A 15,467-nucleotide genomic window follows, 5' to 3' on the forward strand; every position below is an offset into this window, starting at 1 on the left:
ATCCGTGAACGCCACCCTGACGGACTGAGCGTCCCTCAAGGTGGCATTCACGGATTCGAGCGGCAACCGAGGGAGTCGAACCCTGCGCGGCTTGTGAAGGCGGCGCCCATGGACCGGCCCTGACCCTTCGGCGGGCGACGGCTGCCAGTGATGCCAACGGTATCTGGTACCCGGATATTTCCCATCTCAAGCCGTGCTTCACCCGGACGGGTCCGGCTGGCAAGGTGGTCCGCATGGATGATCTCCTGCTGCGCCGCGTCCGGCCGGGTCTCGGTGGCGACCTCGCCGACGTCCGGGTCAACGACGGCCGGGTCACGTCGATCGCCGAACCGGGGTCCGGCGGGTTCGCGGCGCGGGTGGTCGACGGTCACGGCGGGACGCTGCTGCCGGGGCTGGTCGACGCGCACGTCCACGTCCTGCAGTGGGCGACCTTCCGGCGGCGCATCCCCCTGGACGCGGCGCGCTCGGCGGGGGAGGCGATCGAGCTGCTGCTCGCGCACCTGCTGGCGACACCGGCGCCGCAGACGGAACTCGTCGTGGGCGCGGGGTTCCGCGACGGGCTGTGGCCGGACAAGCCGCACAAGGATCTGCTGCAGCGGGCGCTGCCCGGGCGCGCGGTCGCGTTGTTCAGCGCGGACCTGCACACGTTGTGGCTCAGCCCGGCTGCGCTGAAGCTGATCGGTCGCGACCACCCGACGGGCGTGCTGCTGGAGAGCGACTGCATGACCGCGACGGCCCAGCTCCCCACGGCGGCGATCGACGTCCAGGACCAGTGGGTGGCGGAAGCGGTTTCCGCGGCGGCCGCGCGCGGCGTGACGCAGATCGTCGACTACGAGTACGCGGACACGGTGGCGGACTGGACGCGCCGGGCCGCCCCGGCCGCCCGCATCTCCTGCGTGATCGCGAAGCACCTCCTGGACCAGACCATCGAGCGCGGCCACCGCACGGGCGACGTCCTGCCGGACTCCGGCGGGCTCCTGACGGTCGGGCCGTTCAAGCTCTTCGTGGACGGGTCCCTCAACACCCGCACCGCCTACTGCCACGACCCCTACCCCGGCAGCGACTCGTCCGGGCAGCTGGAACTTCCGCCGTCTTCCCTGGTCCCCTTGATGCGCCGGGCGTTCGACCACGGGCTGATCCCGGCGGTCCACGCGATCGGCGACCGGGCGAACACGATCGCGCTGGACGCGTTCGAGGAGGTCGGCTGCCCCGGGCGGATCGAGCACGCCCAGCTGCTTTCCCCGTCCGACGTCCCGCGGTTCGCTTCCCTGGGCGTGATCGCGGCCGTGCAGCCGTCGCACCAGCCGGACGACCGCGATGTCGCGGACCGCCACTGGCACGGGCGTACTTCACGGGCTTTCCCCTACCGCTCTCTGCTGGAGTCGGGGGCCCGCCTGGAGTTCGGCTCGGACGCCCCGGTGGCCCCGCTGGACCCGTGGGACGGGATCGCCTCGGCGATCTCCCGCACGGACGACGACCGCCCGCCTTGGCACCCGGAGCAGTCGATCACCCTGCCCGACGCGCTGGCCGCGTCTTCGGGAGGACGCCGGGGAGTCGCGGTGGGAGACATCGCGGACCTGATGGTGACAGCGGCGGACCCGTCGACGCTCTCGCCGTCGGATCTCCGGAACCTCCCGGTGACGGCCACGATCCTCGGTGGCCACGTCACGCACTTCGTCTGACTGCGGGGCGCGACCGTGGGGACTTGATTTGTCCACCGGACAACGGAAAAGATCCCACCGTGCATGTGACAACGTTGTCAGGAGGACACGGATGAGACGGTTCACCTCGACAGGGGGGACGCGCGTCCTGGCCGCCCTGCTCGCCGGAGCCACGACGATGGCCCTGGCCACCCCGGCCGAAGCCCACGACGACCCGAGGTTCGCCGACGATCCCACCACGCTCGTCGACACCTCGATCGGCAACAACGGCGACGGCACCACCTTCCCCGGTGCCACCACGCCCTTCGGGATGGTCCAGCTCAGCCCGGACACCCAGCTCAAGAAGTACGCGTCCTACGACTACGCGCAGGACACCACCCTCGGCTTCAGCCACACCCACCTCTCGGGCGTCGGCTGCCAGACCATGGGGAACGTGCGGTTCATGCCCACCGCCGGCGCGGTCACCAGCAGTGACCCCGCGCAGTACGGCGCCAAGTTCAGCCACGCCAACGAGACCCGTCAACCCGGGTACTACGGGGTCAAGCTCGACAACGGCATCGACGCCGAACTCACCGCGACCCAGCGCACCGGCCAGCACCGCTACACTTTCCCGGCCAACGCCACCAGCGAAAACGTCCTCATCGAGGTCGGCGAGAGCAACGGCTACACCTACGCCGGGGACGTCCACGTCGTCGGCGACGACACCGTCGAAGGGTGGCTGCAGGGCGGCAACTTCTGCTGGGAGACGCAGAAGGAGCGCTACAAGGTCTTCTTCAGCGCCAAGTTCGACCGCAAGTTCACCGGCTTCGGCACCTGGACCGACGGCAAGCTGACGCCGAACCAGCGCGACGCCCGGCTCGGTACCCAGCGCACCGGTGCCTGGCTCACCTTCGACACCGCGAAGAACCAGGTCGGCGCCTCGGTCGGGCTCTCCTACACCTCCGTCGACGGCGCCCGCCTGAACCGCGCGGCCGAGCAGCCGAAGTCGTTCGACCGGGCGAAGAAACAGGCCCACGACACCTGGCTCGACGAGCTGAACCGCCTGCGCGTCGCCGGCGGGACGACCGCCGACCAGCGCACCTACTACAGCGCGTTGTACCGGTCGCTGCTGCACCCGTCCGCCGGGTCCGATGTGGACGGTTCGTACCGCGGCTTCGACGACCGGGTGCACCGCAGCCGTGACACCTACTACCAGATGTTCTCCCTGTGGGACACCTACCGCTCGCAGAACCAGCTGGTCGCGCTGCTGCACCCGGACAAAGCCGCGGACATGACCAAGTCCGTCCTCAAGATCTACCAGGACGGCGGCTGGGTCCCGCGCTGGGCGCTCGCCGGCGGCGAGACGAACGTGATGAGCGGCGACCCCGTGACGCCGTGGGTGGTCGACAACTACCGCCGCGGCCTGCTCGACGACCGGACCGCGCGGCAGCTGTTCGACGCGTTGTGGCGCAACGCCAACGAAGTGCCGAAGGACCAGTCGATCTTCCGCGGCCGCGACGGCAACCCGACCTACGTGCAGAACGGCTGGATCGGTTACCAGGACCTGCCGGGCTACACCTACGGCGACACCCGCCAGGCCGGTTCGGCGACCCTCGAGTACGCCCTCGCCGACTGCGCACTGTCCACAATGGCGCAAGGGCTGGGCTACGGTGACGAGGCGAAGACGCTCAAGGACCGCTGCGGCAACTTCGCCAAGCTGTGGGACACCAGCGTCGAGTCGCACGGCTTCACCGGGTTCCCGCGCACCAAAGCCGCGGACGGCACCGGCGTCGGCGATCCCGACCCCGCGAAGTCCACCGGCTTCCACGAGGGCACGCCATGGCAGTACCAATGGCTCGCCCAGCAGGACACCGCGAAGCTGTTCGGCCTGATGGGCGGCCCGGCGCAGGCGGAGCGGCGGCTCGACACCTTCTTCGACCTGCCGCTGCTGCTCACCGACCCGGCGAAGGCCGCCAAGGACTCCTGGGTCCACGGCGCGTACGACTACCACAACAACTTCGCCTTCAACCCGAACAACGAGCCCGATCTGCACGCGCCCTGGATGTACAGCTGGACGGGCGCGCCGTGGAAGACCTCGGCCGTGCTGCGCGCAGCGCGGACGTTGTTCACCGACACGCCGTACGGCATGCCCGGCAACGACGACCTCGGCACCATCTCGTCGTGGCTCGTCTTCGGCATGACCGGCGTCTTCGAAGCCCAGCCGGGCTCCGGGACGTACCTGCTCAGCACGCCGATGTTCGAAAAGGTCGAGATCCGCCCGGCCGGCGGCCGCAAGATCGAGATCGAGGCGCCGGGCGCGAGCGCGTCGAAGCTGCAGTACACAGCGGACGTCCGCATCGGACACCGCGGCTACGACCGCAGCTGGATCTCCCACGCGGACCTGCTCCGCGCGGGCAAGATCCGCTTCACCCTCGCCGATACCCCCACGACCTGGGGCACCAGCTCGGCGCCGCCCGCGCTCTAGCGAAGGTCCGTGAATGCCACCTTGAGGGACATGACGTCCCTCAAGGTGGCATTCACGGCTTTCAGGCGCGGCGCAGGGCGGGGAGCATCGTGGCCACCCCCAGCGCGGCCACGATCAGCGGGACCACGAGGGCCGCCCGGAGGCTGCCGGTCGCGGTCACCGCCGAGACCACGCCCAGCGTCAGCGCCGGCCCGATCTGGAACGCCGTGTTCACCAGCCCGCCGGCGAGGCCCTGGTCGGCGGCCGGGACACTGTCCGCGGCCGCCATCGTCAGTGGCCCGTAGGTCAGCGTGAAGGCCACTCCCACCAGCAGGAACGCCGGCAGCATCAGCGTCGCGTAGCCGCTCGAGGCGTCCAGGAACTGCAGCAGCGCGTACGCCGCCACCGACGACACGAGGCCCGCCAGCGCGACGCGGCCCGAGCCGTACCGGCCGACCAGCGGCGCGGCGATCCGCGGCGCGAGGACCGCCACGACGATGCCGCTCGGGCACACCGCGAGACCGGTTTCCAGTGCCGACCAGCCGCGGAAGCCCTGCAGGTACAGGGTGATGATGAACAGCGCGCCGACCCAGCCGCCGAGCAGCGACATCGCCGCGACGTTGGCCCGCACCAGCGCGCCGGATCGCAGGATCCCCAGCCGCAGCAACGGGTGCGCCACCCGGCGTTCGATCACGACGAACAGCGCCAGCAGCACCGCGACGGCCACCAGCGACCCGAGCGTCCGCACCGACGCCCAGCCCGCGTTCGGTGCCTCGACCAGTGTGAACACCAGCAGGAGCATCGCCGCGGTGATCGTCGCCGAACCGGCGATGTCGAACCCCCGGCCCGGTGCGGCGGGCGTGCGCGGGACGACGGCGAGCGCGCCGATCAGCGTCGCGAACGCGACGAGCACCGGCGCGTGGAACACCCACCGCCAGCTGATCTCGGTGAGCAGCCCGCCCGCGACCAGCCCGAGCGAGAAGCCGGTCGCGCCGGTGGCGGTGTAGATCGACAGCGCCTTGTTGCGGGCCGGGCCCTCGGCGAAGCTCGTCGTGATGATCGAGAACCCGGCGGGCGCGCTGAACGCGGCGCTGATCCCGGTGACGAACCGGGCCGCGATGAGCAGCGGACCGCTGGTGGCGAAGCCACCGAGCGCGGTGGCGACGGCGAACACCGCGAGCGCGCCGATCAGCATCCGGCGGCGGCCGAGCAGGTCGGCGGCGCGGCCGCCGAGCAGCAGGAAGCCGCCGAAGCCCAGGACGTAGCCGCTGACCACCCACTGCAGGGAGCCGGTGGACATGCCGAGTTCGGCGCCGATCGAGGGCAGCGCGACGCCCTTCATCGAGACGTCGAGGGCGTCGAGGAACAGCGCGCCGCAGAGCACGAGCAGCAGGCCGCGGGCGCGCGGGGTGAGGCGGTCGTGGACCGCGACGGACGGCGTGGAGACGGTCAAAGGAACCCCCAGGTGTGTCGGACCGATCGGTCCGGGACCGAACGGTCCGAATCATGGCCGCGTCCGTCGGCGCTTGTCAAACCGGAATCCACGATGTGGACCATTCGGTCCGGTACGATTCCCGGATGCCGCGCAAGCCGACGCCGGATGCTCGTGAGCGCATCCTCGAAACCGCCACCCGGTTGTTCAACAGGTACGGCGTGCACGCCGTCGGGATGCAGCAGATCATCGACGAGTGCGGGTGCGGCAAGAACCTGCTCTACGGCCAGTTCGCGAGCAAGGACGACCTGGTCGTGGCCTACTTGAAGCGCTGCAGCGGCGACTGGGACGCCATCGTCGACGGGGCGAGAGCGGCTGCGGGAAGCCCGGGCGGGCAGTTGGTGGAGCTCGTGCGCGAGGTGGGGGTGCGGGTCAGCGAGCCAGGCACGCGCGGGTGCCCGCTGCGCACCACGTTCGCCGAGTTCCCGGATCGACGGCACCCGGCCCACCGGGTGTCGATGGACCACTTCACGCGGGTCCGGACGCAGTTGCGGGAGCTGGCCGCGGAGACGCCGGCACCGGACCCGGAGCGCCTGGCGGACCGCGTCATGTTCATCATCGACGGCCTGTACACGAACGGCCCGATCTTCGGCGACGAAGGCGCGAAGACGGCGGTCGCCTTCGCCGAGGACGTGGTGCGGGCGGAGACGTCGGCGAAGCCCGTCGAGGGCCGCTGACCCGGGCCCGGCGCGAAGAATTCGCTTTCGTCGCTCGGCCCCCCGTTCATCACCCCCTCGGCGTGTTGGTGTCCACCGGATCGGACAGATTGACTGGACATCATGTTGAGGTGGCAGCAAGCGGAGGGAAAACGCCACGCGCTCGACGGGCCGTTCCCTCCGCGTCCGGAGGAACGGTTCGTGGCTTTGTGCGGGGAGGAAGTGACCGTCGCGGTGCGCGACGTTCCGCAGCTCGGGGGGAATTGGTTCGATCCGACGTGTACCGGATGCGAGTCGGCGTGGCTGGCGCGGTGCTGAACGGTGCCGGCCGGGACCAGCGGCTGCTGGAGCGCATCCGCGACCTCCACGCTTCGCTCGTCCCCGATCTGGCGTGGCTGGCGAGGACGGTCGGGGAGGAGGCGCCGCGTCCCGACATCCTCCGCGATCTGGGAGAACGGCTCGCCGATCTGGGTACGGACCTGATCACCCGGGCCGACGAGCTGGACGCCCAGGTCCGCGCCGGCCTCCCGGACCACGGCTGGCTCCCCGAAGCGGGCGCACGGCGGCGCGCGCTGGCCGTCGCCCACCAGGTCGGCCCGCACCCCCTCCGGTGCGGGCCGATCTTCCTCGCCGTCTGCGGTGCGGCGTGCTACCCCTTCTACGGGAAGGACCCGACCGGCCGGACAGCCCGCCACGAACGGTGCGAAAAGTGCGTCCACGTGCGCTGATCCGCCGTTTCTGCTGAGCTGGAGGCATGGCTGCGGACAAGACGACGGCGACCGAGCGGTTCTTCCGGATCGCGATCGCGCTCAAGGGCCTCGACGGCGCACTGCAGGTCGTCGGGGCGCTGATCCTCGCGTTCATCCCGGCGTCGACCGTCAGCGGGTTCACCCACGCCGTGATCACCCGCGACCTGCTCGGCGACCCCTCGGGCACACTGGCACGCCACCTCGAGTCGGCGACGGAGAACTTCCTCCACGGCGACACCAAGACGTTCGCCGTCGCGTACCTGCTCGCCCACGGGCTGATCAAGCTCGGCCTGGTGTGGGCGCTGGCCCGCAAGATCGTCCGCGCCTACCCGGTCGCGGCCGCCATCCTCGCCGCGTTCGTCGTCTACGAAATCTTCCGCGCGGTGCACACCCACTCGATCGCGCTGCCGTTCTTCGCCGCGCTCGACGTCGTGATCATCGTGCTGGTGCTGCGGGAGTACCGGCAGCTGAAGCGCGCGGCCTAGGCTTCACGCGGCGACGGGAAATCGGACCGTGGTGTTGTCGGCCGCCTCCAGGGGTTCGACGTAGAGGGCGGTCGCGTTGTCCGAACCGCCGCGGGCGAGCGCGGCCTCGACGAGTTCGGCGGCGCCCGCGCCCGGCTGGGCCAGCACCGCGCGGATGCCGGTGCCGGTGAGCGGCTTGTGGACGCCGTCGCTGGTCAGCAGCAGGCCCGCGGCCGTCGTCTCCGCCGTGCCGATCTCGTGCGCCTCGGCGGTGCGGACGCTGGTGGTGACCACGTGCTCCATCCGCGGCGTCACCGGCTGGTGGCGGGCGCGGAAGAACTCGGCGAGCGTGTGGTCGGTGGTCAGCCGGCTCAGCGTGGTGCCGTCCCAGGCGTATGCGCGGGCGTCGCCGACCCAGGCGATGCGGTACCCGCCGTGCTCGGCCGGCATGGCGACGACGAGCACGGCGTCCCCGAGCGTCTGTTCGCGAACCGCGCGCTGCGCGGCGAGGACGGCCTCGACCGGTCCTTTGTGGACCGGCGTGCGCGCGGCGGCCGCGGCGGCGGTGCGGGCCGCGCGCGCGGCGGCGGGATCGTCCCCGACGCCGTCGGCGAGGGCGAACGCGATGCCGGGCCCGCCGGCGGCGGCGTACGCGCCGACGGCGTCGGCGTTGAGCGAGCGCGGCCCCTGCGCGCTCGCGGTGTGCCAGCGCGGGTAACCCGGACGTGTGGTGCTCATCGCGGCCTCCTCATCCCCTCTGACCTCCATGATCCGCGCCGAACCTGTGGGCCGTCTGAGATTTTCCGGGCCGGCCGGGCCGGTTCGCGTACGGTGGAAACGGGGTGGGGCATGGAGTTCCGGATACTCGGGCCGCTGGCGGTGTCGCGCGCCGACGGCCGCCCGGCCGTGCTCGGCGGGCGGAAGCCGCGGACGCTGCTGGCGGCGTTGCTGCTGGCCCGCGGGCGGGTGGTGCCCGACGAACGGCTGATTTCGCTGCTGTGGGACGGCGAACGGCCGTCGACGGTCGACGCGCAGGTGTGCACGTACGTCTCCCGGCTGCGCAACGCCCTCGGCCGGCCGGCGCGGCTCGTCCGGGCCGGCCGGGGTTACCTGCTGACGCCGGGCGGGACCGTCGACGCCGAGGAGTTCGAGCGGCTGGCCTCGGCCGGCCACGTCGAGCTGCGCGCGGGCCGGCCGGCCCCCGCGGCGAGGTTGTTCCGCGCCGCACTGGAGCTGTGGCGCGGTCCGGTGCTCGCCGACGTCGCCGAACCGCTCCGCGCGGGTCAGGCGGCGCGGTTCGACGAACTGCGGCTGGCGGCGCTGGAGGGCCGGATCGAGGCCGAGATCGCGGCGGGCGACCACCTGCGCGCGGTGCCCGACGCGACCGCGTTCGTCCTCGACCACCCGATGCGGGAACGCGCGCGAGCCCTGCTCATGGCCGCGCTCTGCGCGAGCGGGCGGCCTGCGGACGCGGTCGCGGTGTACCACCGGGGCCGCAAGCTCCTCGACGAGCGGCTCGGGTTCGCGCCGGGCCCCGCGCTACGGGCGGCGTACCAGCGGGTGCTGGACGCTCAGGCGGGATAGGGCGCCGACTGGAAGTCCTGGTCGAGCTGGGCGGGGGTGCGCGGCAGCCAGTACCGGGCCAGCGTGCGCACCTGTTCCCGCGGGAGGCCGGGGTTGACGTGGCGGTGGTCGGGTTTCGCGATGGACTGCAGCGCCCAGCCGAAGCCGATCAGGGGGTCGATCCGCGCCCACCGGTGCCGGTCGATGCCGAGGAACATCTGCGCGCGCAGGATGGAGTGCCAGAAGTGGTAGCCGCTCGGCGGGTTGCCGTTCATGGTGTGCACCTCCGACTCGGCCGGCTCCCGCCGGGGGTCGAAGAGGATGCCCTGCCCGAAGGCGGCGAACGCGTTCGCGAGCCCTTCGCCGTCCCAGCGGTAGAAGCGGTCGAAGTTGTCGAGCTGCAGTTTCGAGAGGGTGCGCAGCGGCTGTTCGACCGGCTTGGCGAACTCGGCGTAGTTCCCGGGGTAGGCCGGTTCCCGGCTCAGCTCCCGCCACTTTTCGTACAGGCCTTCCGGAGCGTTCTCCTGGATGAACGGGAAGAGCACGGCGTAGGCGTCCTGGACTTCCTGGGACGGCTGGTACAACGCGATTTCGTCGAGCTGGTACCAGAGTTCGTTGGCCCGCCGGTCCCCGAGCATCCCGGGCACGGGCGGCAGGCCGCTGTCCGCGGCGGTGGCCGTTGCGGTGCCGGAAAGCACAGCGGCCCCGGCGACGGTCACCGCGCCGGCGGTGAGCTTGAGCAGGTTGCGGCGATCGAGCGTCATGCGGTTACCCCCTGGTGCGGCGGCCCCCTGCCGCCGTCGCCGCCAACGTACGGAAGATCTCTATATTTTCGCTATAAGCCGCTGCCTGCGGACAAAGGGGTCGTGAGCGGGAAGTCCCGCTCACGACCCCCTTCGCGATCCTCAGCTCTGCAGGTCGTAGACCGTCTGGCCGTCGACCGTGGTGGCGGTGAAGTTCGCCGTCACCCACTCCGCGATCTCCGACGATCCGCCACCCGGCCCGCCGCCGCGGCCGCCTTCGATGTAGTACTTGACCTCGCCCGCGGCCACGTACGCCTTGAACTCCGCCAGCGTCGGTGCCGGGTCCGAACCGCTCCAGCCGCCGATGCCGATCACCGCCTTGCCGCTCGCGAGCTCCAGCGAGGCCGCACTTTGCGAACTGGTCGTCGCCGCAGCCCACTTGGTCGTCGTCTTCGCCAGCAGGGAGCCGATCGCGCTCGACGACGAGTCCTCGCCACCCGGCCCGCCGAAGCCGCCCATGGCGCTCGACGTCGGGCCGGACGTCGGGATCGATCCGCTGTGCGCCACCGACGCCGTCTCGACGCCGTACGCCGCGGAAGACACGCCGATCGTCAGGACCACGGCCGCCGCGGTGACGGCCACGAGGCGACGCGAAGCAGGCGCGCCCATCACCAGGACCGTGCCGACCAGCACACCGAGCACCGCGACGATCCAGCGCAGGGCCGGGAACCACTCCGGCGTCCGGTCCAGCAGGATGAACGACCACACCGCCGTCGCCACGACCATCCCGGCCAGCACCGCCCGCGGCGCCAGGTGCGCCCGGCCCTGCCACAGCGCGCGACCCGAAATCGCGACCAGCGCGGCGATCGCCGGGGCGAGCGCGACCGCGTAGTACGGGTGCACCGTGCCGCTCATGAAGCTGAACACCAGTGCCGTCACGACCAGCCAGCCGCCCCACAACACCAGCGCGAGCCGCGTCCGGTCGGTGCGCGGCGCGTGCCGCGTGAACCACAGCCCGGCGACCAGCCCGATCAGCGCGGCCGGCAGCAGCCACGAAATCTCGGTGCCGAAGCTGGCGCCGAACATCCGGAACAGCCCCGTGGACCCGCCGAACCCGGTGTTGCCGCCCGTGCCGCCGCCCATGCCCCCGCCGTTGCCCTCGCCGCCGAAGATGCGGCCCAAACCGTTGTAGCCCAGGGCGAGTTCGAGCAGGCTGTCCCCTTCGGACCCGCCGATGTAGGGCCGCGACGACGCCGGCCACAGGTCGACCAGCGCGATGAACCAGCCCGCCGAGACGACGAGCGCCACCACCGCGCCACCGAGGTGCAGCAGCCGCTTGCCCAGCGACGCCGGCGCCGCGAGCAGGTAGGCCAGGCCGAACGCCGGCAGCACCAGGAACGCCTGCATCATCTTCGTCAGGAAGCCGAACCCGATCGCGGCCCCGGCCGGCGCGAGCCAGCGCGGGCTCGCCTTTTCCGTGGCGCGCACGACGAAGTAGGCGCCCGCGACCATGAGCAGGACCAGCAGCGCGTCCGGGTTGTTGAACCGGAACATCAGCGCCGCGACCGGCGTCACCGCCAGCATCCCGCCGGCCATCAGCCCGGCGGCCGGGCCGGAGGTCCGCTTCACCGTCAGGTACAGGATCCCGACGGACGCGACGCCCATGAGCGCCTGCGGGGCCAGCACGGTGAAGCTGGAGAACCCGAAGATCCGGGCGAACGCCGTGGCGACCCACAGCGCCGCGGGCGGTTTGTCGACGGTCAGCACGTTCCCCGAGTCCAGCGACCCGAACAGCCACGCCTTCCAGCTCTGCGTCCCGGACTGGACGGCGGCGGCGTAGAACGAGTTGCCGTAGCCGGACGCGGTGAGGTTCCAGAAGTACAGCACCGCGGTGGCGGCCAGCAGCCCGAACGCCGCCGGGCGGACCCAGCGCGGCGGTGCGTGGGCGCCGGACTCCTTGCGGTGTTCCGGTTCCTCGGTGACCGGGGTGGACAGGACGGCGGTCATCAGTACTCCTTCTGAGTGGTGGCCTGGCGGCGCGGGTTGAACACCCAGCCGCGCAGGAGGAGGAACCGGAGCACCGTGGCGGCGAGGTTCGCCAGCACCAGCACGGTGAGCTCCAGGACCAGGCCGGGGGTGGTGGATCCGTTGAGCAGGGCCAGCGCTCCGCTCGTCAGCGCGAGCCCGAGGCCGAACACGATCAGCCCTTCGAACTGGTGCCGCCCGGCGCCGGCGCGGCCGCGGATGCCGAACGTGAGCCGCCGGTTCAGCGCGGTGTTCCCGACCGCCGTCACCAGCAGCGCCGCGAAGTTCGCCGGCTGCGCGCCGACCGCCGTCCGCAGCAGCAGGAACAGCACGAGGTAGGCGAGGGTGCTGCTGACGCCGATCGCGGCGAACCGCACCAGCTGCGTCACCAGCCGCGGCGGCACGCCCGGCGCGTCGACGCCGATCGGCTGCCGGCCGAGCTGCTCGCGCAGCCTGCTGATCGGGATTTCGCCGGTGAACGTGGCTTTGGTGACGCGGGCGATGCCCTTGAGGTCCGCGGTGGCCGTCTTGACGATGTTGACCGACGAGTTCGGGTCGTCGACCCAGTCGACGGGCACCTCGTGGATCCGCAGCCCGGCGCGTTGCGCCAGGACCAGCAGCTCGGTGTCGAAGAACCAGCCGGTGTCCTCGACGTGCGGCAGCAGCTCGCGGGCGACGTCGGCGCGGATGGCCTTGAAGCCGCACTGCGCGTCGCTGAACTTCGCGGCGAGCGTCGAGCGGAGGATCAGGTTGTAGCACCGGGAAATGAACTCGCGCTTCGGGCCCCGCACCACTCGCGCCCCCCGGGCGAGCCTGCTGCCGATGGCCAGATCGGAGTGCCCGGACAGCAACGGCGCGACGAGCGGCCCGAGCGCGGCGAGATCGGTGGAAAGATCGACGTCCATGTAGGCGAGCACGGCGGCGTCCGAGGCCTGCCACACGGCGTTGAGCGCGCGGCCGCGGCCCTTCTCGTCGAGGTGGTGGACGGCCACCGCCGGGAACTCCCGGGCGAGTCTTTCGGCCACCTGCAGCGTCGCATCGGTGCTCGCGTTGTCGGCGATGGTGATCCGGTACGGGTAGGAGACGTGCTCGGCCAGGTGATCGTGCAGCCGGCGGATGCACGGTTCGAGGTCGGTCTCTTCGTTGTAGACCGGGATGACGACGTCGAGAACAGGCTGCGGGCCGGCCAGGTCGACCGGGAGGGTCCCGGGCCGTGATGCGGAGGCGGTGGCTGTCATGCCCCCTACAGTCGCGGCCGCCGCTTTGGTGATCGTGTGTTCTGTCTGTGCGGTTGCTGTGCGCGGTGCCCGGCGCGTGGCCGGGCACCGGCGCACTCAGCTGTGGGCGCGAAGCGGCACCACGTTGCTGGGCAGGGAAGCACGCCCCGGCTCGCGCTTCGGCGGCGTCGAGCTGATCGTCAGCGTCACCAGGCTCGCGTACCTCGGGTGGCGGTCCACGTACACCTCGGGCACCGAGCAGGCCTCGGCCAGGACCGTGCGGTGCCGGTGGAGGTGCTCGAACGCCTCACGGCCGTACAGCGACACCACGATGTCGCCGCCGCGGGGCCGGCTCCACAGGATCGCCGGGCGGCGGCCGCCGGGCAGGCGCAGCTGCGGGAACACCGCCCGCAGCCGGTGCTGCAGCGCGATCGCCTTGATCCGCGCCCGCACCTGGCGGCGTCGCAGCACCGCCAAGCCGAGCGCGGCGGCGAAGAACGCCGATGCCCACAGCGGGCCGGCCCACAGCGCGAAGGTCACCGCGCCGTAGGGGAGCAGCGTCACGGCCAGGATTTCCCACCGCCAGTGGTACACCCGCAGCGGGAAGGTCGGTTGCGTACTGGTCATTTCCGTGCTCCGTTCGGTCGGCCGGCGGCGCAGGAGGCCGCCGAGGTGGCGCAGGAGACGTCCGGCACCGGAGGCCAGCACGAGTGCGGCGACGATGACCGGCCCGGACGTCATGTCGGGATCCGTGTTTTGGGGGCGGGCTCGGGTTTGACCTCGCGGTCGCGGCCGAGCTGCCAGGTCCAGCGCCAGCCGGCCCAGATCGCGGCGGCGGAGCCCAGCAGGACGAGCACGAAAGCCTGACCCACCAGCCCGTCCAGCGGGGCGAGCCGCAGCAGCACCAGCAGCGCCCACAGCTGGGAGGCGGTGAAGGGGATGACGAGAGCGGCCGCGTAGACGCCACGGCGCCAGCGGCTCCGGCGCGGTGCGGTGGTGTAGGGGTCCATGAAAGCCCTCCTCTGCCCTGGATCCAGGAAACCTCGGGGTCGTCGCATCCTGTGTGTCAGCTGACACACAGCGCGGGATTCAGCTCGCCAAGCGTCGAAGTTCGGCCAGGCGGTGGATCGTCACCTGTCTTCTGCCGGTGCTGATCACCCCTTGCCGCCGCAGGTTGCGCGTCACGCGCGCCCAGGACTCACGCGAGATCGCCGCGGTCATCGCCAGTTCGGCCTGCGTGGCCGGGACCGCGATCCGGATGTCGTCCCCGCGCGGCACGCCGTGCTGGACGGCCAGTTGCATGAGCTGAGCCGCCACGCGCCGCGCCGCGGCTCCGCCGCCGATGTCCAGCCACTGCCTGCCGACCGACCGCAGGCGGCCCGAGAGCACGAGCAGCAGAGCCCAGGAGATCCGCGACCGTGCCCGGCACAGCGAGGCGAACCGGCCGCCGGGAATCTCGAGCACGTCGAGGTCCTCCAGCGCCTCGACGGTCGCCGAGCGCGGCAGGTCGTCGATCGCGGCGAGTTCCCCGATGACGTCACCGGCCCCCCGCACCCCGACGACGACCTCGCGGCCGTCCGGCGTGCCGTGGACGATCCGCACGTGCCCGGACAGCAGCACCAGCACGACGCTGGAGAGGTCGCCTTCCCGGCACACGGTTTCGCCGCGCCGGTAGGAGCGCCGCGTGGCGGACTCCGTCAGCTTGCGGCGGTCGGCCGGGGCCAGCTCGGCCCAGAATCCCGTCGGTTCCACCGTCCCCACCTCTTCCCGTGCTACGCGGTCATGTCCTCCTGGCGCCGGCCGGCTTCGGGGGTGTGGATCCACCCGCGGAGCCGCTGAGTGCCGACTCTGATGGGCACCGTCCGGAGGTACGCGCTGTGATCGATCCCCGGGTAGCCGTGCCGGACGACCGAGCGGTGCACCTCCTGCGAAACAACGAGCACGAGCGGCGCGGCCGTGATACGCAACTGCCGCCGCAGCTCCGGCGCATCGACGAAGCGGCAGGCGATGTCGATGTCTTCGCCGTACGGGCCGCGGCCGTCGTAGTGCACCTCGCCCGCGTGCACCGCGACCCGGAGCCGGAAGGCGAGTGCGGGCCGGCTTTCGGCGTGCTTCTCGAGCAGTTCGGTCAGTGCGGGGACGACGGTCGCGAGCAGCACCGGCTTCGGGGCCTGGTCGACGGGCCGGACCAGGCACAGCGCGCCGTCGCCGCGGTCGACGAACCCGTCGCGGTACTTCTTGGTGATCCCGCCGGCCAGGAAGGCCTCGTCCAGCAGTTCGAAGAGGACGGTGCGGAGCTGCGCCCTGGCCGGGTTGGTCCGCGTCGTCGAGCCTTCGATGTCGACCGCCACGATGGCCCGGTGGCGGGGCAATCCTGCTGAGGTGTCCATGGCCCGCTCCTGCCTTCAGGTTGAAACTGAAGTTCAGTCAAGGAGACTGTAAGGCGCGAAGTAC

General features: G+C 71.6%; 16 protein-coding genes. 7 read left to right on the forward strand and 9 right to left on the reverse strand.

The window, feature by feature from the left end; translation table 11 throughout:
- Positions 1 to 233: 233 nt before the first annotated feature.
- Both AB0M80_RS14580 and AB0M80_RS14585 read left to right on the forward strand, forming a co-directional pair.
- On the forward strand, positions 234 to 1,682 hold the full coding sequence (locus tag AB0M80_RS14580; RefSeq protein WP_364563905.1) for an amidohydrolase family protein: 1,449 nt from the start codon (positions 234 to 236) through the stop codon (positions 1,680 to 1,682).
- 91 nt (positions 1,683 to 1,773) lie between these two features.
- Entirely contained in the window at positions 1,774 to 4,125 is a 2,352-nt protein-coding gene (locus tag AB0M80_RS14585; protein ID WP_364563908.1) for a GH92 family glycosyl hydrolase, read from the forward strand.
- A gap of 61 nt (positions 4,126 to 4,186) precedes the next feature.
- Here the strand turns inward: AB0M80_RS14585 and AB0M80_RS14590 are convergent, their stop codons facing one another.
- Positions 4,187 to 5,557, reverse strand: coding sequence for an MFS transporter (locus AB0M80_RS14590; protein WP_364563911.1), 1,371 nt, complete (start codon positions 5,555 to 5,557; stop codon positions 4,187 to 4,189).
- 125 nt (positions 5,558 to 5,682) lie between these two features.
- Between AB0M80_RS14590 and AB0M80_RS14595 the strand changes: the two genes are divergently transcribed.
- The 4 genes from AB0M80_RS14595 to AB0M80_RS14610 all read left to right on the forward strand — a co-directional run bounded on the left by AB0M80_RS14595 (position 5,683) and on the right by AB0M80_RS14610 (position 7,486).
- Positions 5,683 to 6,273 carry a TetR/AcrR family transcriptional regulator gene (locus AB0M80_RS14595; protein ID WP_364563914.1) on the forward strand — a complete coding sequence of 197 codons (591 nt, stop codon included), beginning with the start codon at positions 5,683 to 5,685 and terminating at the stop codon, positions 6,271 to 6,273.
- 102 nt (positions 6,274 to 6,375) lie between these two features.
- Positions 6,376 to 6,570 (forward strand): zinc finger protein, encoded by a 195-nt coding sequence (locus AB0M80_RS14600; RefSeq protein WP_364563917.1) that lies wholly within the window; start codon positions 6,376 to 6,378, stop codon positions 6,568 to 6,570.
- Positions 6,540 to 6,980, forward strand: a complete 441-nt coding sequence (locus AB0M80_RS14605) for a hypothetical protein (protein ID WP_364563919.1) — start codon at positions 6,540 to 6,542, stop codon at positions 6,978 to 6,980. The genes AB0M80_RS14600 and AB0M80_RS14605 overlap by 31 nt, the downstream gene beginning before the upstream one ends.
- Before the next feature lie 26 nt (positions 6,981 to 7,006).
- Complete coding sequence (locus AB0M80_RS14610; RefSeq protein WP_364563922.1) at positions 7,007 to 7,486, forward strand: DUF2127 domain-containing protein; 480 nt, start codon at positions 7,007 to 7,009, stop codon at positions 7,484 to 7,486.
- A gap of 3 nt (positions 7,487 to 7,489) precedes the next feature.
- Here AB0M80_RS14610 and AB0M80_RS14615 read toward each other — a convergent pair whose 3' ends face one another.
- Entirely contained in the window at positions 7,490 to 8,203 is a 714-nt protein-coding gene (locus AB0M80_RS14615; protein WP_364563924.1) for a serine/threonine protein phosphatase, read from the reverse strand.
- Between the two features lie 111 nt (positions 8,204 to 8,314).
- Between AB0M80_RS14615 and AB0M80_RS14620 the strand changes: the two genes are divergently transcribed.
- Positions 8,315 to 9,049: an AfsR/SARP family transcriptional regulator gene (locus AB0M80_RS14620; protein ID WP_364563927.1), complete on the forward strand. Its 735-nt coding sequence runs from the start codon at positions 8,315 to 8,317 to the stop codon at positions 9,047 to 9,049.
- Here the strand turns inward: AB0M80_RS14620 and AB0M80_RS14625 are convergent.
- The 7 genes from AB0M80_RS14625 to AB0M80_RS14655 form a co-directional block, all read right to left on the reverse strand.
- Positions 9,037 to 9,792 (reverse strand): hypothetical protein, encoded by a 756-nt coding sequence (locus AB0M80_RS14625; RefSeq protein ID WP_364563930.1) that lies wholly within the window; start codon positions 9,790 to 9,792, stop codon positions 9,037 to 9,039. The two genes, AB0M80_RS14620 and AB0M80_RS14625, sit on opposite strands and share 13 nt — an antisense overlap.
- A 141-nt stretch (positions 9,793 to 9,933) precedes the next feature.
- Positions 9,934 to 11,778: a glycosyltransferase family 39 protein gene (locus AB0M80_RS14630; protein ID WP_364563933.1), complete on the reverse strand. Its 1,845-nt coding sequence runs from the start codon at positions 11,776 to 11,778 to the stop codon at positions 9,934 to 9,936.
- Positions 11,778 to 13,034 carry a bifunctional glycosyltransferase family 2/GtrA family protein gene (locus tag AB0M80_RS14635; protein ID WP_364563936.1) on the reverse strand — a complete coding sequence of 419 codons (1,257 nt, stop codon included), beginning with the start codon at positions 13,032 to 13,034 and terminating at the stop codon, positions 11,778 to 11,780. Before AB0M80_RS14635 ends, AB0M80_RS14630 begins: the two co-directional genes overlap by 1 nt.
- A gap of 96 nt (positions 13,035 to 13,130) precedes the next feature.
- On the reverse strand, positions 13,131 to 13,754 hold the full coding sequence (locus tag AB0M80_RS14640; protein WP_364563939.1) for a hypothetical protein: 624 nt from the start codon (positions 13,752 to 13,754) through the stop codon (positions 13,131 to 13,133).
- Positions 13,751 to 14,023, reverse strand: a complete 273-nt coding sequence (locus AB0M80_RS14645; protein ID WP_364563942.1) for a hypothetical protein — start codon at positions 14,021 to 14,023, stop codon at positions 13,751 to 13,753. Before AB0M80_RS14645 ends, AB0M80_RS14640 begins: the two co-directional genes overlap by 4 nt.
- 79 nt (positions 14,024 to 14,102) lie before the next feature.
- The gene (locus tag AB0M80_RS14650) at positions 14,103 to 14,765 is read right to left on the reverse strand and encodes a Crp/Fnr family transcriptional regulator (RefSeq protein ID WP_364563945.1); all 663 of its coding nucleotides are present in this window, start codon (positions 14,763 to 14,765) and stop codon (positions 14,103 to 14,105) included.
- Between the two features lie 20 nt (positions 14,766 to 14,785).
- On the reverse strand, positions 14,786 to 15,403 hold the full coding sequence (locus tag AB0M80_RS14655) for a hypothetical protein (RefSeq protein WP_364563948.1): 618 nt from the start codon (positions 15,401 to 15,403) through the stop codon (positions 14,786 to 14,788).
- Between the last annotated feature and the right edge of the window lie 64 nt (positions 15,404 to 15,467).

Origin of the sequence: Amycolatopsis sp. NPDC051045, assembly GCF_040682955.1 — a bacterium.
In the GTDB taxonomy this organism is placed as follows: domain Bacteria; phylum Actinomycetota; class Actinomycetes; order Mycobacteriales; family Pseudonocardiaceae; genus Amycolatopsis.

Excerpts from the sequence above, each read along its gene's own strand:
- AB0M80_RS14615 (WP_364563924.1), bottom strand. The coding sequence starts at position 8,203 with ATGAGCACCACACGTCCGGGTTACCCGCGCTGGCACACCGCGAGCGCG.
- AB0M80_RS14625 (WP_364563930.1), bottom strand. The coding sequence starts at position 9,792 with ATGACGCTCGATCGCCGCAACCTGCTCAAGCTCACCGCCGGCGCGGTG.
- AB0M80_RS14605 (WP_364563919.1), top strand. The coding sequence starts at position 6,540 with ATGCGAGTCGGCGTGGCTGGCGCGGTGCTGAACGGTGCCGGCCGGGAC.
- AB0M80_RS14595 (WP_364563914.1), top strand. The coding sequence starts at position 5,683 with ATGCCGCGCAAGCCGACGCCGGATGCTCGTGAGCGCATCCTCGAAACC.
- AB0M80_RS14640 (WP_364563939.1), bottom strand. The coding sequence starts at position 13,754 with ATGACGTCCGGGCCGGTCATCGTCGCCGCACTCGTGCTGGCCTCCGGT.
- AB0M80_RS14585 (WP_364563908.1), top strand. The coding sequence starts at position 1,774 with ATGAGACGGTTCACCTCGACAGGGGGGACGCGCGTCCTGGCCGCCCTG.
- AB0M80_RS14655 (WP_364563948.1), bottom strand. The coding sequence starts at position 15,403 with ATGGACACCTCAGCAGGATTGCCCCGCCACCGGGCCATCGTGGCGGTC.
- AB0M80_RS14635 (WP_364563936.1), bottom strand. The coding sequence starts at position 13,034 with ATGACAGCCACCGCCTCCGCATCACGGCCCGGGACCCTCCCGGTCGAC.
- AB0M80_RS14630 (WP_364563933.1), bottom strand. The coding sequence starts at position 11,778 with ATGACCGCCGTCCTGTCCACCCCGGTCACCGAGGAACCGGAACACCGC.
- AB0M80_RS14620 (WP_364563927.1), top strand. The coding sequence starts at position 8,315 with ATGGAGTTCCGGATACTCGGGCCGCTGGCGGTGTCGCGCGCCGACGGC.
- AB0M80_RS14580 (WP_364563905.1), top strand. The coding sequence starts at position 234 with ATGGATGATCTCCTGCTGCGCCGCGTCCGGCCGGGTCTCGGTGGCGAC.
- AB0M80_RS14600 (WP_364563917.1), top strand. The coding sequence starts at position 6,376 with ATGTTGAGGTGGCAGCAAGCGGAGGGAAAACGCCACGCGCTCGACGGG.
- AB0M80_RS14645 (WP_364563942.1), bottom strand. The coding sequence starts at position 14,023 with ATGGACCCCTACACCACCGCACCGCGCCGGAGCCGCTGGCGCCGTGGC.
- AB0M80_RS14610 (WP_364563922.1), top strand. The coding sequence starts at position 7,007 with ATGGCTGCGGACAAGACGACGGCGACCGAGCGGTTCTTCCGGATCGCG.